The 23795-nt window shown below is 47.2% G+C and carries 20 protein-coding genes; 4 read left to right on the plus strand and 16 right to left on the minus strand.

What is annotated here, in order from left to right:
* Positions 1–8: 8 nt before the first annotated feature.
* From AC1RR2_RS11865 to AC1RR2_RS11880, 4 genes are all read right to left on the minus strand, one after another.
* A complete protein-coding gene (locus AC1RR2_RS11865) occupies positions 9–1004 on the minus strand; it encodes a BMP family lipoprotein (RefSeq protein ID WP_493222468.1) in 996 nt (331 codons plus the stop codon).
* Between the two features lie 135 nt (positions 1005–1139).
* A complete protein-coding gene (gene rbsK / locus AC1RR2_RS11870) occupies positions 1140–2069 on the minus strand; it encodes a ribokinase (protein WP_493222469.1) in 930 nt (309 codons plus the stop codon).
* 25 nt (positions 2070–2094) lie between these two features.
* Positions 2095–2715, minus strand: a complete 621-nt coding sequence (locus AC1RR2_RS11875; RefSeq protein ID WP_493222470.1) for a uridine kinase family protein — start codon at positions 2713–2715, stop codon at positions 2095–2097.
* Positions 2716–3132: 417 nt separating this feature from the next.
* Positions 3133–4344, minus strand: coding sequence for an MFS transporter (locus AC1RR2_RS11880; protein ID WP_493222471.1), 1212 nt, complete (start codon positions 4342–4344; stop codon positions 3133–3135).
* Positions 4345–4505: 161 nt separating this feature from the next.
* Between AC1RR2_RS11880 and AC1RR2_RS11885 the strand changes: the two genes are divergently transcribed.
* The 3 genes from AC1RR2_RS11885 (at position 4506) to AC1RR2_RS11895 (ending at position 11154) form a co-directional block, all read left to right on the plus strand.
* The gene (locus AC1RR2_RS11885; protein WP_493222472.1) at positions 4506–6194 is read left to right on the plus strand and encodes an ABC transporter substrate-binding protein; all 1689 of its coding nucleotides are present in this window, start codon (positions 4506–4508) and stop codon (positions 6192–6194) included.
* 257 nt (positions 6195–6451) lie between these two features.
* Complete coding sequence (locus tag AC1RR2_RS11890; RefSeq protein WP_493222473.1) at positions 6452–10156, plus strand: PAS domain S-box protein; 3705 nt, start codon at positions 6452–6454, stop codon at positions 10154–10156.
* The gene (locus AC1RR2_RS11895) at positions 10153–11154 is read left to right on the plus strand and encodes a response regulator (RefSeq protein WP_493222474.1); all 1002 of its coding nucleotides are present in this window, start codon (positions 10153–10155) and stop codon (positions 11152–11154) included. Before AC1RR2_RS11890 ends, AC1RR2_RS11895 begins: the two co-directional genes overlap by 4 nt.
* Positions 11155–11202: 48 nt before the next feature.
* On the opposite strand, the gene AC1RR2_RS11900 is transcribed toward AC1RR2_RS11895, so the two are convergent.
* From AC1RR2_RS11900 to AC1RR2_RS11955, 12 genes are all read right to left on the minus strand, one after another.
* Positions 11203–11787: a class I SAM-dependent methyltransferase gene (locus AC1RR2_RS11900; RefSeq protein WP_493222475.1), complete on the minus strand. Its 585-nt coding sequence runs from the start codon at positions 11785–11787 to the stop codon at positions 11203–11205.
* Between the two features lie 68 nt (positions 11788–11855).
* Positions 11856–12326, minus strand: coding sequence for a hypothetical protein (locus AC1RR2_RS11905; RefSeq protein WP_493222476.1), 471 nt, complete (start codon positions 12324–12326; stop codon positions 11856–11858).
* A gap of 136 nt (positions 12327–12462) precedes the next feature.
* Complete coding sequence (locus tag AC1RR2_RS11910; protein WP_493222477.1) at positions 12463–12792, minus strand: hypothetical protein; 330 nt, start codon at positions 12790–12792, stop codon at positions 12463–12465.
* Positions 12793–13849: 1057 nt separating this feature from the next.
* Positions 13850–14158, minus strand: coding sequence for a hypothetical protein (locus AC1RR2_RS11915; protein WP_493222478.1), 309 nt, complete (start codon positions 14156–14158; stop codon positions 13850–13852).
* A gap of 66 nt (positions 14159–14224) precedes the next feature.
* Positions 14225–14995, minus strand: coding sequence for a hypothetical protein (locus AC1RR2_RS11920; RefSeq protein ID WP_493222479.1), 771 nt, complete (start codon positions 14993–14995; stop codon positions 14225–14227).
* 137 nt (positions 14996–15132) lie between these two features.
* Entirely contained in the window at positions 15133–15735 is a 603-nt protein-coding gene (locus tag AC1RR2_RS11925; protein WP_493222480.1) for a hypothetical protein, read from the minus strand.
* 30 nt (positions 15736–15765) lie between these two features.
* Positions 15766–16146, minus strand: a complete 381-nt coding sequence (locus tag AC1RR2_RS11930; protein ID WP_493222481.1) for a PilZ domain-containing protein — start codon at positions 16144–16146, stop codon at positions 15766–15768.
* A gap of 22 nt (positions 16147–16168) precedes the next feature.
* Positions 16169–16534 carry a hypothetical protein gene (locus tag AC1RR2_RS11935; RefSeq protein WP_493222482.1) on the minus strand — a complete coding sequence of 122 codons (366 nt, stop codon included), beginning with the start codon at positions 16532–16534 and terminating at the stop codon, positions 16169–16171.
* 272 nt (positions 16535–16806) lie between these two features.
* Entirely contained in the window at positions 16807–17217 is a 411-nt protein-coding gene (locus tag AC1RR2_RS11940; protein WP_493222483.1) for a hypothetical protein, read from the minus strand.
* Positions 17218–17567: 350 nt separating this feature from the next.
* The gene (locus AC1RR2_RS11945; protein WP_493222484.1) at positions 17568–17879 is read right to left on the minus strand and encodes a hypothetical protein; all 312 of its coding nucleotides are present in this window, start codon (positions 17877–17879) and stop codon (positions 17568–17570) included.
* Between the two features lie 126 nt (positions 17880–18005).
* Positions 18006–18323, minus strand: coding sequence for a hypothetical protein (locus AC1RR2_RS11950; protein ID WP_493222485.1), 318 nt, complete (start codon positions 18321–18323; stop codon positions 18006–18008).
* Between the two features lie 391 nt (positions 18324–18714).
* A complete protein-coding gene (locus AC1RR2_RS11955) occupies positions 18715–21009 on the minus strand; it encodes a CocE/NonD family hydrolase (protein ID WP_493222486.1) in 2295 nt (764 codons plus the stop codon).
* Positions 21010–21201: 192 nt separating this feature from the next.
* Between AC1RR2_RS11955 and AC1RR2_RS11960 the strand changes: the two genes are divergently transcribed.
* On the plus strand, positions 21202–23352 hold the full coding sequence (locus tag AC1RR2_RS11960; protein ID WP_493222487.1) for a winged helix-turn-helix domain-containing protein: 2151 nt from the start codon (positions 21202–21204) through the stop codon (positions 23350–23352).
* Positions 23353–23795 lie beyond the last annotated feature (443 nt).

The raw sequence follows: 23795 nt of genomic DNA on the forward strand, positions 1-23795 counted from the left end.
CTGAAATTTTATAGTGGGCAACGACTGGCTTCGCGGTAATCGACGACTTTGACCTTACCGTTCAAAATATCTTGTTTGGCGGCGTTCACGCGCTTTTCGATTTCGGGGGTAATCAGGCTGCGATTGTCTTTATCTAATGCCCAATCCACACCGCCTTCTTTCAGGCCCAGATTAGAGACGCCGGCTTTCCAAGTGCCGTTTTTCACTTGCATAAAGCTATCATAGATTGCATTGTCAACACGCTTCACCATGGAAGTTAGCATCACACCTGGGAACAAATAGTTTTGATTGGAATCGACACCAATCGCCATCTTGCCTTTTTCTTTCACTGCCTGCAGTGCGCCCATACCACTACCACCCGCCGCAGCGAAAATCACATCGACACCGCGCTCCATTTGCGCGCGTGCCAGTTCACCACCTTTAGCAGGATCATTCCACGCCGTTGCGGTGGTACCGACAATATTTTGTGCCACATCGACTTTGGCATCCACCGACTTTGCACCTTGTGTATAGCCACAAACAAAAGCACGAATTAAGGGAATATCAATACCGCCTATGAAGCCTAATTTTTTGGACTTGGATGCCAAAGCTGCTGCTACCCCAACCAGGTAGGAGCCTTCCTGTTCTTTAAATAAAATCGAACTCACGTTGGCCCCTGTCGCGCTGCCATCCACCAATACAAATTTGGTTTTTGGGAATTCTTTCGCAACGGTCTGCACTTGCTGTGCATGCGTGAAACCAATCGCCGCAATCAGGTCTACGCCTTTGCGTGCCAAGCTACGCAACACTTGTTCCCCTTGCGCATTGCTCATCACTTGCGCATCTATGTAGGAAATTTTGGTGTCTTTCTTAAAACGTTCCGCACCTTCATAAGCAGACTGATTAAATGAACGATCAAACTTACCACCGGCGTCATACACCAAAGCAAACTTAGGCTGGTCTGCGAATGCCGCTGCCGACATAGAAAGTAAAACACTGAAAAGTAGTGATGAACGCAGTTTCATTTTTGCTCGACTCCCAAAATACCCTGATTAGCTTGATTAGCTCGATTCACCATTTTGCTTTGTTAGCAATTCTGGTGGTTTTAGTTGGCTTAAAAGTGACTTAAAGTTTCAATTAGCGCGAAATTATAAAGGCATTCACTGTTTCTGTAACTGCCGCTCAACTGCATCCCGATACGGTATTGACGTTTGTGCACCAAGTTGGGTCACGGCCAATGCCGCCGCACTTTGTGCAAACAAGCATGCAGGACCTAACTCCATACCTTCAGCAATTGCCACCGCAAAACTGCCCACAAAGGTATCACCCGCAGCAGTGGTATCAACGACTTCCACCTTAAATGCGGGTAAAAAATAACTTTCATCACAGGCTGCCACCCACATCCCCATGGCACCCAAAGTGAGCAACACAATTTTGGCGCCACGAGCTCGCAACACCTCTGCTGCCGCCTTAGCACTCGTACTATCACTGACTTCCAAACCACTTAACAAAGCGGCTTCAGTTTCGTTCACCACCAGGTAATCAACTTGCGCCAAGACAGCATCGCTCAAGTTTTGAGCAGGCGCCGGATTCAATACCACTTTGACATTCGCCTGCCGTGCGCACTCAATCGCATACAAGACGGTTTCAACCGGTGTTTCCAATTGACATAGTAGCAGTTTAGCCTGAGCTATAGTGTTGCTCGCTTTGTCAATATCTGACGTGCACATTAGAGCATTTGCTCCATTCGTCAATACAATACAGTTTTCACCCGCATCATCCAACAAAATCCCGGCAACACCAGTCGCACTATCGGCCATCACGCTCACATGTTGTAAATTGATGCCATCTTGCGCCAGCGCTTGCAAACAACTTTTGCCATTCAAATCGTCGCCCACCTTCGCAACAAAATCGACCGCGCCACCCATGCGTGCCGCAGCGACCGCCTGATTTGCACCCTTGCCACCATGTACCTGGTGAAAGCTGTGTCCCATCAAGGTCTCACCTGGCATAGGCATACGCGGTGTTTTGAAGACCATGTCCATATTGATGCTGCCGACAACGGCGATACTTGGCTTCTTATTTTGCATAGGTGTCGAATTCACTCTGATTGAATCAAGGCGTGCCAATTTTTGATTTCAAAAAAACACTTAACATTTCCAAGCCTTTATCGAAACCGTGATTGTTTGGAATCACTAAATCGGCGTTGCTCCGGTGCGGCAAAATGTATTTTTCAAAAGCCGGTTGATGGTGTTTACTCAAGCGATATAAGACGTCATCCTGATCATAGCCACGCTCGACGGCATCGCGCTGAACGCGGCGATAACGGCGATGATGCTCTTCCGCATCGATAAACACTTTCAGATCGATGATGTCGTACAAAGCCGGTTTGTGTAAGGCATAAATGCCTTCTAGTAAAACGATAGGCGCAGCAGGGATATGGAAAATCTTGGGTTCAGCATCCGCATTATTGAAAGTATATTCAGTAATTTCCAAGCTCTGACCATCGCGTAATCGCAACACGTCTTGATAAAATTTATCCAGGTCTAAAGAGGATGGGATATCGAAGTTTTCGATCTTATTTTCATCTTGTGATTGCTGATCAATCGACTTGTAATAATTATCTTGCGACAACAAGGCAACACTGCCTGCTGGCATCGAGGCTAACAAGGAATTGATAAAAGTTGTTTTACCACTTCCGCTACCCCCGGTAATACCGACGAGATATGGTTTCATTAACGTTAACCCTAATCCGAATAAAAAAAATCAACCAAACGCGCAACGATCGCTTAGTTGATTACGATGATAATGACGATGCTATGGAGAACATCAATTGCCTTCATCAGAACACCGGCCGCAAATGCTCAGTCAAGCAAACTACTTTGGGTGGATCAGGCTAAATAAAGGCGAAAGTATAGCCGTTTTTCGACGATCTTTATATCATGCTCAAATTGAGTTTAGTTTTAAATAATATTTATACGCCAAGATTTTAATTGGCTAGGGCTTACACAACATTGCGCTGGCTAGACGTGGAGCCGAAGACAGTGCAATTGCACGGCGAGGCGAACACAACAACGCCAGCGTCTGTTTTGCGTCAGTCCTATTGGCAAGGGAAACAACACTGCTACTCTTAGACCAAGCTACACAGAGAGCTCAGACAAGCGCAGGCGCATGTTGTTTCTGATATCGCGTCCCTATTCTATACATGGCAATCGCCAGCAAGGCACAAGTAATTAAGAAAGCAAACATCACTTTGCCGGAAAAATGGCTCAATAAAAAAGCACAGACAATAGGATTAATGGCGGCACCAAATACTGACAGACTTTGCACGCCATAATAACTGCCGCGTTTTTCTGCAGGGGCGATCATATCAATGAACATATATTCAGAAGGAATTACGATCACCTCACCGATGGTGAAAATGACGGTGGCAATGACCCAAACTAAGTTCGACTGAGCAAACATGAATCCCAGCAAGCCTAGCGCATATAAGATCGCGCCCAAACTGACCCAAGCAAAGAGATTATTTTGTCGTAAGAATCGTCCCACCGGATACTGAAAACACACGACGCAAACTGCATTGGTAATTAATAAGTAAGGCGCCAGATTTGCCGCCGCTTGTACGCCTTGGGTTGCGATCAAGTATAAGGAGATATAGCCAGAAACAAAGCGACCAAATACCACCTGCGTCAACACGCTCCCCAAGGTGAAAAACACCAGACGCTTATCACTCTTTAAATCCATCAAAGTTTGCGCAAAATTCGGTGCTAACGCTTTACTCTTGCTTTCGCCGGCTTGATTTGATGGTGATGCATGGAGCCTATTTCCACTCGTAAGCAAAGGCGTCGCCATCAAAGCAAACAAGGCACACAACCAAAAAGGCGCAGCATGATTGTAGGCAAATGCCGCAGCGCCAAGCAGAGGGCCGATAGAGAATGCAACATTGATCAAGGTATAGTTCAATGAAAACGCGCTAGTGCGCTTTTCTACCGAAAGTAAATCTGCCAGCAAGGCTTTGAGCGCGACTGAGCGCACCGTCAATGCAGCATCGATCAACACCAAGAATACACACACCAACAGCAAGAGTGAACTCAAGGTCACCAGCAAAGCGCTAATCGAAATCACAAAGCAGGACAGCATCATCAACAAACGTTTATCTATGCGGTCAGCTAAAAAGCCACCGTACAGCCCTAGCAAAGTCGAGGTAAATAAACTACCGCCTAAAACCCAGCCCACCGTCTGCTGGCTCCAGTGCATGGCTTGGGTCATATACAGCGCCATAAACGGCAAAGCCGCCGCCCGTCCCATGATACAGATGAAGGAACTCAATAACAGGCGGATTACTGCAGGCGAAAAATCTTTCATACTCTTCCTAATTGGGGCGTAACTAAGCCGTACAAACTTACTAATTACGCAGTATCTTAAAAAAAGCAGAAACAAAAAACGGCTATAATTAAAAAAATTATTTCCGCTTTTATGCTTAGATTTTTAGGACTCTCTTAAACCTGTCGCAGTAGACATTCACTTTGAAACTACGAGATCAATATCGCCGTCTGCACATGTTCATTCAGTCTGTCGAACAACAGCCTGGCCTTCCTGCTTTAGCCCAAGCCTTACATTGCAGTGACCGCAATATGCGATTGCTGCTGGCCAAGATGCAAACTCAAGGCTGGCTCACTTGGCAAGCGGGACGTGGGCGCGGCAATTTATCGCAATTGCAATTGCATGTCACACCAGAGTCTCTGGCCTTAGATCATCTAAGCGGTTTATTAGCCAAAGGGGACTTGGAGCATGCGTTCGCCAGCCTGGATCGTAAGCAACGCGCGCAACTCGCTGCACGTTTGCCAGACTACTTAGGCGTGCCCGATCCCGCTTGCCGTCGTTTTCGTATGCCCACCTTTCGCCGCATAGAAAGTCTCGATCCACTGAAAGCCATTGGACGGCTGGAAGCGCATTTGGTGCGACAAATCTTTTCTCGTTTAACGACTTTCGATCCACAACAAAACAAATTGCTGCCAGCAATCGCGCATCATTGGGAGAGCAATAATCAGGCCACGGTCTGGCATTTTTGGCTGCGTCCGGGATTAAGTTTTCATGATGGCAGCGAACTCACAACGGAAGATGTGCGCGCCAGCTTTCAGCGACTACGCCAACAATCGAATCACTACCGCGCGCTGTATCAGCATTTGAATAAAATCGAACTTTCCAGCAACCAGCGAGTGAGCTTTCACCTGAGTCGACCCGACTATCTCTGGCCGCATTGTCTGGCGACGGCCAACTCCTCTATCGTGCCGCGCCACCGTCTAAATAATTTTGACCACATGCCAATCGGCAGCGGCACTTTTCGGGTGACACGTCACAATAATTATCAGCTCACACTCAGCACTTTTAAAGACTATTACAAAGAACGTCCCTTACTCGATGAAATTGATCTCTGGATGATAGACGCGCCAGAACATAAACTGGAGCTCGATTTGCAATTTGGTTTCGATAAAAAAAGTGGCGACGACAGAAAACAATGGCAAATCGCCGAGTCCGGTTGCAGCTTTATGATTTGCAATCCCAACAAATCGCGCTTTAAATCCTGTGAACAAAGACATGCATTCGCAGATTTTCTATCGCCGTTTCAGCTACTTAATCCAAACGATCCCGCACGCAGACCAGCCAGCGCAATGCTGGCGCAATGGTCGCATCGGCTACCGAAAAAAGTGCCCGATTGCCCAATTAAAAGTGGTACACGACTACGCATGGTCAGCGGCCAATCACCGGAGATTTTGCAACTGGGTGAACTCGTGTCGCAGCACCTGCTGCGCGCTGGCGTGAAACTCGAATGGCAGACACTGGCCTTCAAAGAACTCATTGCACGCGACTGGATGCACGATGCGGATTTTGTGATCGGCCGCGAAATTTTGCACGATGACATCGACTTTGGTTGTTTTGAATGGTTCTCCGCAGATACGATATTCAGGCGCTGGCTGCCGGAGATCAAACTCAAAGAACTCAATAACGAGTTACGGCGTATACAAACTATCGCCAATACCGATACGCGCATGCAGAGCTACGAAAACATCGCTCGAGGCTTAGTGCAAGAAGCCTGGATACTGCCGCTGTCACACGAGAATCAACAAGTCAACGTAGCCGCCCATGTCGCAGGTGTGCGCGCTACCGCGCTGGGCTTTGTTGCCTTCAATGAGCTATGGCTGCGTGGCGATTAGATATTTCATCAAACACATTCTTAAATAATCACTTGGCAAGCATTTTTTCTATGCGGCAGATAGAAAGCGGCGCTAAAGCGTGTTGACCTTGTGCCATCACCTCCGGGCTTCATGGCGCGTCGCTTGCGCACAGCAAAATGCTTGCGAGATTTGAGTCTAGGAACTAGAATCAATTTCCTCTTTGCAAGCTTTTTTTGTCAGCCTCAACCTTGGTAAAAGGTCGCACTATCCTCACTCATTTTTAAAAAAAGCCCATCATGCGACTCGACCAATTATTTCTGACTGACAGCCAATCATTGTCTTTACTGACTGGCGAATATGATCTGCCGCTGCTTGCGCTTTCCTTGTTTGTTGCGATTTTGGCCGGCATTATGGCATTTCAGTTAGCGGGGATGGCGCGCACTGAAAAACGGCCATTCAATCGACAAATTTACCTGCTATCAGGCGCTTTCGTCTTAGGCTCCGGCGTCTGGTCTATGCATTTCATAGGCATGCTGGCATTTAGCGTATGCAGCACCGCGCGCTATGACCGGGTGATCACGATCATGTCGATGCTACCGAGTTTTTTAGCATCGTGGGTTGCCCTGTTATTGATAGCCAAAGAACGCATTACGCGTTGGCAGTTAGTTGTCAGCGGCATCTTAGTCGGCGCTGGCATAGGGATCATGCACTACAGTGGCATGGCAGCGGTTCATAAGTCGCTGATCTTACGTTTTGACCCGATATTTTTTTGCATTTCTATTGTGGTGGCTGTGGCACTTTCGGTGGTCGCATTATGGTTGCGCTTCAGCCTGATTGATCAAAAACGTTGGAGCCAGGGACAAATCAATGTTTTTAGCGGAACGGTGCTCGGCGTCGCGATTTCAGGCATGCATTACACCGGTATGAAGGCGACGCATTTCATCGCGAATACCGCCTCAAACTTCGCCCCCACATCGAATTTTGATCTGGCGCTGAGCATCGCAGGCATCACCACGCTGGCGATACTGATTACTGTGGCGGGTAACATTTTACTGCGCTATCGCAGCATTTATCAGCGCATGGCGCAAACAGAAGCACGTACCCGCACCATCGTCGAAACTGCGGTCGATGGCATCATCACCATCGATAGCAAAGGTATTATTCGCGACTTCAACCATGCGGCTGAAAACATCTTTGGCTGGCAATCTGAAGAAGTGGTCGGCAACAATATCAAAATCTTGATGCCGGAGCCGCAACGTGGTCAACACGACAGCTATCTAAAAAATTATCTGCGTAGCGGCGATGCCAAAATTATAGGTAGTGGTCGTGAAGTAATGGGCTTGCGCAAAGATGGTAGCAGCTTCCCTTTGCGTCTCGCCATCGGCGAAGCCGCAATTCAAAATGACACGTTGTTTGTCGGCTTCATCACTGACATCAGTAAACGCAAGCAAATGGAAGAGGCGCTGCGCAACAGCGAACGGCAATACCGATCCCTAATTGGCAATCTACCCGGCATTGCTTTCCGCTGCCGTTTTGATAGCGAATGGAGCATGCTCTTTATCAGCGATGCGGTGGAACGCTTAACTGGTTGGTCACCTGACGATTTTACGCAAGGCAAAAAAACTTTCGCCCAACTTATACACCCTGAGGACCGAGCCTGGATCACAACGAAAGTAAGCGACATGCTGGCCGCTGATCGGGCCTATATGATTGAATACCGTATCGTGGATCGCTGCGGTAAAGAGCACTGGGTATCGGAGAACGCCAGTGGCGTACGCGGCGAAAATGGCGAGATAGAATGGATAGACGGTGTCATCATCGACATCACCGATAGCAAGCGACGCAATGCAGAATTTGAAGGGGTGGTCAATGCGATCAGCCGCTCTTTGACCGTCATAGAATTCGATCTGAATGGCATCATCCTCAATGCAAATCAAAACTTTCTCGACATCACGGGTTATAGCCTGGAAGAACTGGTAGGCCGCCATCACTCGCTACTCTGTCTACCAGAAGAAGCCGAATCCGAGGCCTATCAACATTTCTGGCACACCCTGCGGCAGGGTCTGCACAGCTCAGGTGATTTCCGCCGTTTCGGCAAACACGGTAAAGAGATCTGGATACATGGCAGTTATAACCCTATCTTTGATCCTGACGGGCATCCGTATAAGATCATCAAATTTGCCAGTGATCTGTCGGAGCGTCACGCGATGGAACAAGACTTACGCGAAGCCAAAGCCAAAGCAGAACATGCGGCCGAGGCGAAGAACACTTTCCTCGCCAATATGAGTCATGAGATCCGCACTCCCATGAATGCCATACTCGGTTTCACCGATGTGTTATTGAATGAGCCCGCCAGCGATACCCAGCGACGTCATTTGAATACTGTGCGCAATTCGGCCCGTTCATTGCTGACATTACTGAACGATATTTTGGATACCGCCAAACTAGAACGTGGTGCGGTCGAATTGGAAATTCAAGATTTTTCCTTGCGCGAAGTTTGTATGCAAGTGCTGGCAACTTTGCGCGTCAATGCGCAACGTAAGGGACTGCCACTAATCCTGAATTATGCAGAGAATGAGGCCGAATTTTTCAAAGGCGATGCCCTGCGCATACAGCAAATTTTGCTGAACATCGTCGGCAACGCCATCAAGTTCACCGAGCAAGGACAAGTTAGTCTTCACATTCGTAGGCAGCAAGGCAAAGTCCTGATGCTGATCCAAGACACGGGTATTGGCATTGCCGCAGACCGCATTAGCCACATCTTCGATCCATTCGCGCAAGCCGATGCCTCGATGAGCCGACGCTTTGGCGGCACGGGACTTGGCACTACCATCGCCCGACAATTAATTGAACTTATGGATGGTCGTATTTGGGTAGAAAGCGAAGTCGGCAACGGCAGCCGTTTCTTTATCGAACTCCCACTTCCCACCGGCGCAGCAGTGTTGGCCACGCAAGAACAGGCCATCATAGAACTTCCCGCACTGAACATACTCGCCGCCGATGACGTGCCACAAAATTTGGAGTTGTTACAACTGATTTTAGGTCGTCTCGGTCACACCTTGACCACGGCCACTAACGGTGAAGAAGCGGTGCACATTTTTACCACTGGCCGTTTCGATATTGTACTGATGGATGTACAGATGCCTGTCCTCAATGGACTCGAAGCCAGTCGCAAAATTCGCAGTTTGGAAGCCGATACCGGACGCACGCCAACACCCATCATCGCTTTCTCGGCGAGTGTGTTGGAGGCCGACATTAAAGCCGCGCATGCCGCGGGCATGGATGGTTTTGCCACTAAACCAATTGACCTCTACCGTCTGACACACGAGATGGCACGTTTGCTCAAAATACCGGTTCAGGTGCAAGACAGCGTGAGCCAACATCCCTCTAACGCAGCAAACGTTCATGGCTCCGTGATTGATTGGACGCGGGGGCAAAGCCTGTGGGGCAGCGCGCAACGGCACCACGATGCGATACGCCAGTTCATGCTGGACTTTACTGAAGCTGTCCCTCAACTACGTCAACTACTCAACACGCCCGAGGCATTCGCTGCGCAGATACACAAGATCAAAGGCGCGGCTGGCAATCTCGCATTGTCCCGCGTCAGCAATTTAAGCAGCACCATGGAACACGAACTGGCGGCCAACAATAGGCTAGAGATGCCGGCACTGCTAGATCGGCTGGCTGATGAATTGATGAATGTAGCCGAAACCCTCGGTCAACTCGATACCCAAGCACCGGTAAGCAACGATACGATGAGCGTAATTGACCCCAGCCGCTTAAGCCCTTTGCTGCAAGCCTTGGACGAAGCGCTGGCGCATGGCGAACTGGCCGAAGCGGAACTCGCAGAACTGTCTAGTCTGCTAGCAAAAAACGATGTCGATGCACTCGACCAAGCCATCAATTCTTTCGATTTTGATGCGGCAAGAGCGATAGTGAATACGCTACAAAACCGCTATCGTAAAACGGAGCAACCTAGTCAAGAAGGACTCGCGTCATGAAACAAGCAGATGAACGACCAAAAATTCTGATCGTTGATGATGCAGCCACCAATCTGCAAATCCTGCGGCAGGTACTGCATGAAGACTATCGCCTGCTATTTGCCCTCGATGGCGAAAAAGCGCTCAAACTCGCGCAAGACGAATTACCCAATCTGATTCTATTAGACGTCATGATGCCCGGCCTAACCGGACTGGAAACCTGCAAGCTGCTCAAAGCAAATCCTGTCACCCAAGCGATTCCGGTTATCTTTGTCACGGCGCTCAGTGAAGTCAGCGATGAGTCGGCTGGATTTGAAGCCGGAGCGGTAGACTACATCACCAAGCCTATCAGTCCACCTGTGGTTCGCGCCCGCGTTAAGACCCACCTCTCCTTGGTCGGCACCGACGAGCTACACAGAACGCGTTTGCAAATCATTCAATGTTTAGGCCGGGCCGCAGAATACCGCGACAATGAAACTGGCTTACACGTAATCCGCATGAGCCACTACTCGCGCATACTCGCCCTGGCAGCCGGCTGTAGCAAAAATTATGCAGAACAATTGTTCAACGCCGCCCCCATGCACGATATCGGCAAAATAGGCACGCCAGATACGGTTTTACTCAAGCCGGGTAAGCTAGATGAAGCAGAATGGATGCTGATGCAGCAACATGTCTTAATGGGTGCAGAAATTCTAGGCGAACACGACTCACCTCTACTACAAATGGCGCGCACGATCGCGCTCTGCCACCACGAGAAATACGACGGTAGTGGTTATCCGCACAAGATGGTCGGCACAGCCATACCTATCGAAGCCCGTATCGTCGCCATCGCTGATGTGTTCGATGCATTAACTTCGGTACGTCCTTACAAAAAAGCCTGGTCAGTCGAAGACGCGCTCGATCTACTGCGAAAGGAAAAGGGCAAACATTTTGATCCAGAACTGGTTGACCTGTTCATTGCGCAATTGCCTGCTGTGTTGGAGATTATGAATTTGTATGCGGAGAAAACAGAGACCTGAAGCAACACACTTGCGGTTCAAAGCAGGCTTGCCTGAGGCCTGCTGGCTTTAATGTGTGCGCTCAGCTTCAAAATAATTATTCTCACCACTATCGGCGAAGGTATTTATTAATCGCATTCCGGCTGCATGCAAGTGAGTTTCGTAATTCGCTATTCCCAAAGACTGTGAGGTCATCCCCGTACTCGCATCGGCCCACTGACAAGATTGTAGCGGTGCGCTAAACAAAAAGCGCGCACCCGGTTTCAGAGCTTGCGCGACGCGGTGGATTAAAGCGATTTGCTCGGACTCACTCAATAAAAACATCAAGCCTACCGCCACCACCGCATCAAAATTCCGGCCAAAGAAATCACTGTCCTGCACCTTCCCGCATTGCACCGTCACGGTGGGAAAGCGCTTGCTGAATTCAGCAAGCAAAGTAGGAGAACTCTCAATCGCCCACACCTGCAAGCCAGCTTCATGCAATACGCGGGTAATCGGATAACCGCCACCGCAGGCGAGTTCTAAAATCTCCGCTTCGGTATCTAAGCTGCGACACCAAAGCGCCACAACATCCGCACCAATTGTAGAACGATCACGAGCGCGTAAAAACTCGACAGCATGTAGATCGTAAGCGGCAGCTGAATCTATGGTCATTTTTGTGTTGGTTTTGAAAAATCAGTCGGAAGATACCTATTCGGTCGATGTATTCCAAGTAAAGCGTCTTAACATCCATTATGCCAACCACATCCCAGCAGAAACTCACCGTTCTCTAGTGGGGTCAGTAAGATAGAGTTTGGACACGCGCTTTGATTCGAGACATATTTACCCAGCGCGGTTTTGGGAGTCTTAGCGGGAACAAGGCGCAATAATGCTAGCACTCTTCTATAGTCACCCGAAAATTTGGAATAAGTAAAAGCGCCAAAATCAAAATGCGAATTATCAGTTTCGGAAATGACCGCGTAAGTCGTCGCAGATGCGATAACAATAGGCTTGTTAAGAATGACAATCGCTTTATAAGAGGTGCCTTCCCCAAAAGCAGAAGCAGCGTAGCCCGCCTGAAAATTATTGTTTTTCTCGACCAAGTCATAAACCGCTTTTTCAGGAGCGCCCTTACAAACCAGCGCGTCGCGCAAGGTTTTTTCTACAGGGTTCTCTGACGCGAAAGTAGAAAAATGAAGTAGTGCAGCGACCAAAAAGAAACAGGATTTTGCGCTCATATTGCTCCTAGTATTGATTTAAATTTTGATGCCATTTTATTCCTAAAATAGATCCTACATAAAGACATGGCTAGGATTAAAATGGATCGAGGTGGAGCGCCAAGACCGGCGGCTAGAGTGGAACATGCTTCAGCCACCGAAAGCCAATCATCCCCAACATTGCACCAACAAACATCAGCAGCGCATACAGCTCGCCTGCACCGTTTGCAATTGCTGCGACAACGACACCCGCCACTGCACCAAACAATAAGCGATGCCAAACACCAACCACAGGTCGGCGCTCGTCATCGACGAGATACAGATAAAACATAGTGCCGACAACGACAAAGATTCCAGCAAGGGGACGAACAGCTGCCGGCTCACACCAAGGTCCTGGCAGGAAATGGAAGGCAGTAAATATAGCGCCCAACACCATGGCGAGAGCGAGTTCAAACCAACGCATGTGTCTACCAACATCTGAATCAAGCTAAGCCAAGCAGCGGCTTGGGCTGGAGTGAATTATTAAGGGACAGGTTTCGGTATCACACGAGCGAGCCACCATACTATACCTACAGCGAATAGGTTGACCCCTACCATCCAAGCTTGTCCGGTCTGGAAAAGTGAGTAATTGAAGCTACTGCCGAACAGGAAGTTGGCATTGGCCTTAAGCGGGTCGATCTGGATAGAGAAAGTGATGTGGAAGCCACTCACCAAAAAATATCCAAAGATAGGAGAACTAAAGGAGGGGATCTGAACGAGCCAATACTTGACTGTGGAGCGTTCCGCACCAGGTTGCTGTTCTAGCAGCCGTGAACCGCACCAGACACCCCACGCATATAGCGCAACGAAAGCAATGCAGAAGAGCCACTCGATTGGGTTACTGCGAGTGAACAGCACAGTGAGTGCGGCAGCCACTCCGATGGCACCTCCGCCAAGAGTAAGAATTCCAAGTGACCGTCGCTGCCAAAGTTTCATTCTGCATCCTATCGTTGAATTGAAATGCACATATGCAGATCAGTATTTTTTGATAAAGCACTTATTTGCGCGCCATTGTCGAAAGACATATTAAATGCCTTTACGGCGAGCTCCATTCGTATTTATGAATAACACGTTGCTCTGCATTGAAGTCTACGGTTACGGGAGTAATGCCTAACGAGAATGGAAGCTCATACCATAGTCTCAGGGAGCATGATTCACCGCATACTGATCTTGAGCCAGAATCATAGCCCACACTGTCGCTCTTTGGTTCTATGTGCGACGGGATTCCAAAACGATCTAGCACCGTTTTTAAGGAGTCGCCATTTTGAGTCGCCGCAAATGCAGCTAGATAGTGCTGTCGCTGATAAATGCTCCAGCCGAAATAACCAACTAGCATCCAAAGGATGCCAAATACGAAGGAAGCCACTAGTTTTCTCATTATCGACATTGAACGCTTTAGTTGAAAGGCACGTGCACCAAAAATTAAATGTGATGATACGCTAATTCGCGCGCTCTACTCGAATGCTCAGTTTTGGAGGACTTTATCGAAGCCTTGTGCCATTAGGATTGCAAGCCTCTTCATCTTTCCGAGTTGGATAATATTGTTTCTTATGATCCAAGCCGTAAAAAAGAATGCCGTGGATACCCATTGCATCTCGCTTTGGAACGCGGCGCGTCCAGATTCGATCGAATACGTCATCAAGTCCATTCTGCTGTGCACGTGCCAAAACCTCATCAATAAAAGCGATATCGTGACCCTCAACGAAAATCAATGAAAATTCTTCTTCCGTCGCGGCAAAAATATCAAAGACAGAATTGTCCGCGCCGTCAATAATTTGGATATTCTTCATATGCTATAACGTGGAGGTCACCGGCGCTGCGCGGCTTTATCGCGCAGCATCCGGTGGACCGAAAGGTTATGCAGCGCCGCAGACATTGCAATACCAGCTCAAGGCCGTGACGGCACGCGAAATAGCGACGCCTCTGATGGTGCCCTCCGATTCGTCGCCGCCACTTACAAGGGCAACCACGCGACGTTTCATATCCACGATAGGAGCGCCGCTGCACCCTTTAAATGACTTGTGCCCTGGGTGGTCAACAGGCAACTTAAATACGTGAAATGCCCCTTCACTACGAAGGAATCGGAGGTTTGGGTACACGTTCATTTCAGTTGCGAATGAATGGAGACCGTGCATCTCTGGTTTGACCTCGCCCGCAAAGGCATAAATCGCCGTTGGGCTTGGTTCAACGAGTTCTTCAATTCTGAATATGTGACGTGGGCGGACGTCCGTCACTGAGCGTGGCGTTCTGTGGGCATACGTCGACTCCAAATCTGCTGCGACTTCGGCGAAGCAGAAGTCTATGTCATTAAGAATGCCAGACCCCCTCTTAATTTCAGCCATATACGAGAAGCTCTTTGGCCAGTACATCTCAGTGCCTTTTTCGTTGTCGTAACCCAGTTCAATCGCCCAACCCTTCGATTCAGGCTTTACTGCATGACGCGCTGAGAGTATGAATTTTCGGCCCGCAGAGATAATCAAGCACCCCGACGCGATTCCTATCGGGTTGCCGAGTTCGTCGAGGTGACGCAGTGGAATGCTCGTGACGAGCACCCACTGCAACCACTCTTGGATAGGGCGACTAAGCTGCATAACTTGTTTTAAAGTGAAGGAAACCAAAGTTAACATAGCAATAAAAAATAAGCAACAAAGTTCCAAATCTCTTAAATGCCTCATCCAGCCTAGCTGAAATTTGTTATACCAACTCAATACCCGGTATAACAGAATCGAGAAAAAAGGCGTGAGCGTCTAGTTGTTAATCGACTTCAACGTACCTCAGCACTCTCCACTCGGAACAACTCACAAGCGCCAGCACCTGTGTCGTCACGGGTCAGCGAAGATTGCCATCGCCAGCCATCGGGTGCACTGACTGCTACCAGCTTGCCGCGCAATTTGACCACCTGTCCTGGTCTTACCTTTTTCAATATTTCTTCAACGTGCGCATTCGCCGGGATCATATGCATATTGGCGCTATGACTGGCGATCTCTGCGGGCGGGCGCGGTGGTTCGTTTTCCCAACGATAATAATAGAAACGATTGCGCTGAGAAATGCTCAAGGCGGACAGGACTTCTGAATCGGACATCGATCCCCAACCTAATGCCAAATCCACAGGAGACAAATCAGCCTCGCGCCCGCTGGAATACAATTCCTTAGACAAGACGCGCGCCTCAATATTGAAATCAGCTAAGGCCTTGATCGTGTAACTACCTTTCTGCCAGACCTCGCCACGATCAAGCATGTTTTGCACAGGATCACGCTGCACCAAAACGCCATTAGCTTGAAGTATCGGTTTTTGTGTGCGTTGTTGATATTGATACCAACCGCCCACGACGATCAATGCGACAAAGAACCAACGCCATGAGAACATGTTTATCCTAGTTAAGTAGAAGTCTTCTCATCATACCAAAGTAGGATTAGCGACAGAAGCTTCTCTCAAAACACATCGCATAAATTTATCGCCATCGTCGATGTTATGTGCAATCAACATAGCGATTTCATCATCCGAGTAAGAGCTAAAAGTAAACCCACACTTGGTATACGTACTACCAAGATCAGCGCTCCACACCAATTCAATCGTGCCGGGTGGCAAGCGAGCCGCGTCGCCACCGATCTGATTAATTAATGACATCTCAAAGCGCTGTCCTTTAACTGACTCCACTTTTTGCGTGAGGATTTGCAAACCGCCTTCGCTCACATCAATGAGTACGCCCGCAATACCGCTGGGATTGTCTTCTGGTTTAAATACCCAGACCGGCAAAAAATCTTTTTCTTTCTGCACCAAGAAGAACTGAGTACGTAGCTTAAAAGGAGGTCAGCATCCAGACTGGAAAAAGCACGCTAGCTGCTACAAACACACAAAGAAAAATCGCAGCATACCAACGCACGCCCGACACCACAGGTGTAGGCAATTTCTCATTCAGCTTTGCATCAGACCGAAGAAGCCCATGCGTTGGATGAAACCAAAATGCACAACAAAGCGCAGCCCAAGTGATGAAGATAGGTGGCATGGAGACACCCGCAAGAGTATGAAGTGGCAATTTCCCAGGCATAACAAACATGAAGATTGCCACCCAGACAGCAGCGATACCAGTCAGTGCAGCTGCGAGCAATGCCCAGCGAGTTGGATAGAGTCGTATCGCAAGATTAGTCAGTAAAGTTGGTTTCATCGTTCGTAGTTCTCTTTCAATAAAGCTTGAGGAATTAAATTTGACACACCCTGAAGCCTACTTAGGTTTTACAATCAGTCTGATGGGTGCAAGTTTAAGCTGACGCTTTTAGACATGTATTTCTCGAATCATAACAACAGCAAGTCCAATAAAGCTAGTCGTAGGTTGCGGCTGAACAAAGTGAAGCCCAACATTGTTCGGCACAATCGAGGTCTATTCAGCGCGATCAAGTTTCAGGCATATGAATACGCTTTCGGCATTCTTACCTACTGCTAGTTATACTCAAAGAACTGATACCACAAACCATCAAGCAAGGATTTGAATGTAGCTCTATGAGTTCTGGCGCCCATTAAGATGCACCAATCATTGAGGTTCTCTGAGTATAAAAAAACGCTGTTGCTTCCCATGTCAAAACTCAACGATCTAATATCGTGCTTTACTGCAAATTGGATCAAATCAATAACGGTGTCAGTTTGGAGTACGTCATTACCATTTGACGCCTGAGTTAAGCTTAAATTGAAAGGAAGAATCCCAATTGTAAAGTTTGATATCGCTAATTCAGATAGTGGCTGCGCCATAATTTCAATAAGAAATTTCTGAACACTTTCGCTGTCGGACTCAGTATTTCCAGTCAATAGCTGTCTATTTAACGACTCTAAAATGTCGCTTTCAATCGATAACATAGTGCTTGCTAACGCAACGGCGAAGGGCCGACCGTCCACAAATTTACAAAATACTGAGTTGTATTGCGTCCAGTTTGATCGATTATTTGGTTAGGTGGTTTCCTCATTAAATTTTATCCATATGAACTTTAAATTTTGGGTAAAGAATCACTGCTATCAAGATTGCTACAGGCAATAAAATATAAAAAACTGTTTGATTCTCACTTAAGACAAAAAAATATCGCGCAGTTCCAGCAACGACTGTAGCCCAAAATACACTCGCAACAAATACAAAACAAAATAGCCTGATACTTCGACGCACAGCATTCGAGCAGAATGGCAGCACGATAATAAAACCCAATAACATCCAATTATTCCACTGCATTATCGTTCTCTTCGTATCCACAGTTTGCGCAAAATGAGGCTTGTGATGTGCGGAATAGATGACCGCATTTTTTGCATTCGGGCCCCCAATTGAGATGCCTGTGATGATTGATTGTATCGAAGTGCACGCCATCCACACCAGTCATTTCAAAGAATTTCTTTGTAGCTTCAGGTTTACAGTTCGCTCTTGCTGTCGCCAAATCGCACTTGTGTTCTTCACGGTAGCTTTTTATAGCTTGAATCGCACCTGCAAGAAGCGGCGATACTTGATTCCACTCTTCTTCGTCTAAGAACGGCATGTTTGCTTTACACTTCCAGCAATAGTAAGTCCTCATGTCCTTAGGATGCCTAACGTCAAAGCCGCCCGGCACGTAGCAACCACCGCGAAGACATCCTTCTGTTGAGTGTCAGTGCCGAGCGAAATGTTATGAGTCACTGACGGTCTCCATGGATACCGCCAAAAAAGTGATGCCTGGATCTTGTTCGAAATTTTTCACTTCAATTCGTGCAGAGTCCCACTGGCGATCGGAAATGTCTACAATCGCCATTCCAGACAAGGAACCATTAAATCCTTCATCTATTCGCAGATTAGACACACCTGAAAAGCGCAGATGCCGATTTCTTCCTGGGCCTTGGGCAACTAACTCAATGTAACTGTCTTTCCAAGACTGCCAGTCGATGCGGTAATGGAAGTCAACGAGCGACATATTGCCAAAGTCTGCAAAAAGTACAGCATCATTCATACATTTCCCCGTGACTCATAACTTGTACTAAAGTGATAAAAACCGACGTTAACACATTCTTAAATCTTCATCAACAAAGTTCTCAATCTCACAAAACCCGCGCCACATCTTGCTCTTTTTTTGCTATACCTATCTCAAGACAGGTATATCTAAGCGAGCTATCGCCGCTGCTTCCAATATTGTTGGCACAAGATCTTTTTACGACACAAATTGTGATCAGAAGATGTTCTAGGCAATAGAATTTACAGTAATGTCAACTTTACTTTTAAGAGTGATTTTCATCACAAGCTCGTTGCCTCTCAAAAACATGACGAACGCTTCGAATTCATATATGCACATCAGCAGATTCTATAGATAGCCTTGATAGCAAACCCAAAACTTCCTCGATACTTTAGCGCCAAGGCTTAAGCGGAATGACAAGCTGACTATCCGAAAACCATTTGATCTCTAAAGGCTCTTTACCATCCTCGCTTGTCTCATCGCTGACGTCTTTTCCTGTTCCCATATTGACTTGCGCGTTTGGGTTCTTGTTCACGTCCAGCACCATGACCAGTCGACTGCCGGGTGGGAGTAGTTTTGCGGTCATTCGCGCATTCACAATCGGCACTTGCGTTTTCTTTCCTGGTGTCAGTAGCTTGCGTACCGACATATCGTGGGCGTAGCTGGCGCGACTAATATAGTAATTGAGAAAAACGACTTCTCCTTCAGGCGATATTGCATAAAAATTGTAGCCAATGTCCACGTCGCGTTTGTTAATGGCTATTGAAAAGTAGCCGGTGATGCTTCCCGCTAGTTGCATTGCTTCCGTCAATGGCTCGGTGATAAACACGAGCCCATTACTTTTTGGCAGCTGCTTATGAATCAGTGGCCACATACCAGCTTCATTATTGTTCGTGTTTCGATCGGCCAAATCCACTGTTTGCGAGACAAAACCGAGCGTATGCGGCTTGCTTTTCGACAGTTGATAGTGGCCATCCTTATCTTGGGTCGTATTCAGATAAAAGTGCTGCGCCTCTTGGTTTAATTTCTGTAATGATGGATGGTGCTGCCAAGTGTTACTGCCCATCAGTTGATAATTCACTTTGTCTTTTAGCAGTGAAGGACGCGGCTTGTTGTGGAGCACATAGTCAAACCATTGAAAAGTGATTTCTTCGGTGTCTTTTTCTAAGGCGACAGGATCGAGTTGGTAATTACTATGATGAGAATACGGCACACCTTGCGCCGTGCCGTGGTTATACGGGCCGATCAATAAAGTGTGATTCGCTTGTGGATGGAATTGGTAGTGCTGCTTCAAAAAATCGATGGCTGAAATTTGCCCACCATCGAAGTAGCCAGTGATCGATAACACAGGGATGCCAATCTTCTTATAGTCATTTTTGTAGGGCAGCATTTGTTGGTAATAGTCGTCATAGTCAGGATGATTAAGCCACTTCTGAAACCACGGATTAGGCTTGCCTTCAATTTTGTCGATATCTCGAAAAGCGCGCCCGCTCTTATACAAAGTCACAAACACATCATCCCAATACTTCCTATCGGCATAGACAGAATGATCCATGGTTTTGTTGTTTGTCACATGAAACGCCCATTGATAATTGGGAGTGATAAAAATATTGTTCTCGATGGGCAGACCCGTCAAAGGATTCGCGGCTGCGTAAGGTACAATGGTTTTTAATGCGGGGTGCATGTGTTTGGCAGCGGCCCACTGCGTGAATCCTAAATAACTACCGCCATACATCGCCACGCGACCATCGCTCCAGGCTTGTTGTGTAATCCAATCTATAACTTGCGTCGCATCTTCGCCGTCTTTTTCCCATGGAATGATGTCATCTGGGCTGAGTCGCTTTCCGCGCGTATTGGCAATCACACCGACGTAACCGTGCGCTGCTGCATGGATCGCTGTCTTGATGTGCCAAGCTTCATCGGCGTAAATAGAAAACTGAAAAGCGGCAGGACGCTTACCAGCGTTTTGCCTTGGCCTCACTACCACTGCCGATAAACTCACGCCCGATTTTGTCTTGATCAGCACATTCGGTTCAATCACATAGCGCTTCTCATTTTCAGCCGACAAGACTTGATTTCCTATCGCTAAAATACGCTCATAAACCTTGTAGAGCTGATAGTTGGTCACGAGCTTGACAATGTCCTTCTTCTCAATTGTCGCACCAGACTGAAGCTGTTTAAACAGGCCCAACATAAAGTCCTGCCCCATTTCTAATGACCAGCCTAAGCAATAGCTCACTTTGTATAAGTCTTCGTTTGAAAAAGCACCCAGTTTTGTCGTCATCAAAATCAAGAGTGCTTGCGCATCAATCTGATCAGGCTTAGGCGAGGCTTGCCTAAGCCATGCATCGCTTGAGTAATGAAAATAGCCTAAGGGATTTTTTTGTTTGGCGATGAGCTCATGCGTCTGTTGAAAATCGCCTAAGAAAGAAGCGATGGCGATTTTGTCGTCATCCCTACTCGCATCATCAGTACCTAGCTTCGATTGCTTTACCAAATCATTCAGTTCATGTCGAAAATGATCTGACTGCAATAAATAGTAGGCATCCGCTCTTTGCTCCATTTTTGCGTCAGCTAGGCTAGCGGGCTTTGGATAGGTTTCACTAGACCAGGCTTGTCCAACGATCATGACTTGCATAATCAGCACGATGAATGCCATGATCGTGGATGGCTTTAGTTGTCTCATATGTTTACTCCATGTTGGTTGAAGTGAACGATCATAAAAAAGCACCACAAAAATGTCGTGACGCCAACATTACTTTTCATGACTTTTGATGACTTGGGCGGTTTTTCGCGAATTCCTCATATGAAGCAGGCGCACAAAGCATGCTGAACGTGATATTTTTCTAACTAAGAACATCTCTACACCCAAAAATTCATGCGCTGGCAAATCGAACAATTCCTTTTTTGCGATCAACAACAAACCTTGAGCAGCAACGAGCAGGTACAGCAGCTTGAACCGATGGCAGTCGAGTTGTTAAGTTATCTCTGCCAACATCCAGATAGCATCGTCAGCCGAGATGAGCTGATCAACTCGGTTTGGCTTGGTCGGCTAGTGACCGATAGCGCGGTGAATAAAGTCGTCACCAAGCTCAGAAAATATTTTGACGACGATGCCAAAAGCCCGCGCTTCATCGCGACTTTTCCAAAGAAAGGCTATAAGTTCATCGCGCAAGTTCGCGCTATTGAGACCCACAAGCCCTTCGCAGACATCACAGAAGTTGGCCAGCCAGAAGCGGATCAAATGGATACCGCGAGCATGGATAAAAACGAGCATTCAAAGCAATCCGCCACAGTAGAAAGTTCACGAAAGTCATCCCGCAAATTTGAGTGGGCAGCCGCTGCCATGTTAGTGATTGCGAGCTTCATTGGTTTGGTTCAATTTATCTCAATGAAGCAAACAGCTGCGCCCACCACGAGCACCAAATCGCTGGCACTCACGCGTGACGCTGGTGCCGATGTATTCCCTAGTCTGTCACCTGACGGCGCGCTGTTAAGTTATGTCGAAGTGCGCGATAACAAAATGATACTCAAGGTAAAAAGACTTGCTGACGAAAGCGTCTTTATCATTGACCATGGCGAAGCAAAAACGACCTCGATTGGCCCCGCCGATTGGAGTGATGACGGCACGCAGATCGTCTATTTGGTCACCACACCCGAATCCTGCCAATACTTCATCCGAACTGTTCAAGGACCATCGTTTTCCGAACCGCAACTGATTCACAACTGCCCGGTTGGCAGCTATGGAAAAATAGAATTCACTCACGATGTGAATAAACTGATTTACGCCGAAGCGGAGGGGCGCAATGCGCCTTACTCTTTATTTGAATTCAATCGACAAACTGGAAACAAACGCCGACTTCCCCAGCCTGAATTAGTCATCGCTGGCAATAGTCAGTTTGACCTTCATCCAACACAAAATAAGCTATTGATCTCCTCTCCCGACAAACAACAATGGGAAGGTTTTTATGAACTCAATTTAGATAGCGACGAACTCAAGCTACTGTTCAAACTCGATGCCTATATTTGCTGTGGCATTTGGAGTCAGCAAGGCGATCGCGTGATTTTGATGGGCGAACATCCGGCAAATCAATTACTCAGTTACGATTTAGTCGGCAAGAATGCCTACCCGATTTATTCTGGAAGTTTAAATTTAAGAGCGCCAACACGACATAGCAACGGCAAGGACTACCTCTTTCCTGCTGGCGAATCGAATCAAAACATTCTCCAATTTCGCTTTGATACACAAAACTCAGAAGAGCTGGTAACGAACTCAGTCGATGACAGACTTGCGACTTTTTCAGAAAAAAATCAAACCCTGGCGTTCATTAGCTTAGCCACTGGCGGCGAGGAAATTTGGCTGCAGCAGACCGTATCCAGTATCGCATCCAATAGCGCAAACAATGCCGCAAAAAGACTCAGTCAATTTAACGACGGCAGACACTACATTGACCTGCAATGGCGACCCGATGGCAAGCAATTGCTGGCTCTAAGTCTGAATGAAATTCATCTCATCGACGCCATCTCAGGGCAGTGGTCTAAAGCGAAATTACCGCAAAGAGAAATGCGCGCAGTTTCATTCAAAGACAATCAAACCATCGCCTTTAGCATCAACGTCAATGGTAAGTGGCAAATCAACTACTACCATCTCGACACAGACACCACTTCGGTAGAAAAAGACGAATGGCAGTATGTGAAATTTTCTGAGCAAGATGACGACACACTTTGGATCGACCAAATAGGCGATCTCTATGCAGGAAATACACCCAAAAAAGTGTTGGAACTTGATACGCAAAAAATCGACTGGCTATCAGGACGCGTCTTCAACATCCAAAAACATGGCGACGCTTGGTACTGGCAACACCGCGCCAATCATCGTTTACAACTCTTGCAAAAGAAAGCCCATCAATCACCAAAAGTCATCGTAACCACAGACAGCTATCATTTCAATGTGAGTAAGGCTGGCGTTTACTATCATCAATCGCCGCCGCAGAATATTGATATTTATAGAACGGTGACGATGCATTAAAGGATTTATTTTTCAGTGTAGTTTTGGAGTATGCGATCTGAAGTAGCGTTGACATTAGAAGTTAGTAGATCAAACTCTGCAAGCGAAGAAATGTATAAAAATCTGAAAAATTTATACATGACGACTCAAATAGATATAGAGATTTCAGTTTTCTATACATATCCATCAAACGCCGCCAAAAAAGTTTGCAGTCGCTATAGTAAATTTCATGCAATACACTGACATGAAAGAGATTCATTTCAAAGCAAACAATGATGCAGAAATTTGGCGAGCAGAACCGAATCCAAAGTCGAAGTCAAACACTCACATTCTTCCTTACATTTGATTTTCCATTCAACTAAAGTCGTCAACCAAGAATGCCGAAGCGTTCAAATCAACACATTCATCATCATTCCGGCACTAGATTTCATGTATTTGATTTAATTTATTATTCCGTCAGTTGC

It is taken from the genome of Undibacterium sp. GW821-FHT11H02 (genome assembly GCF_058808015.1).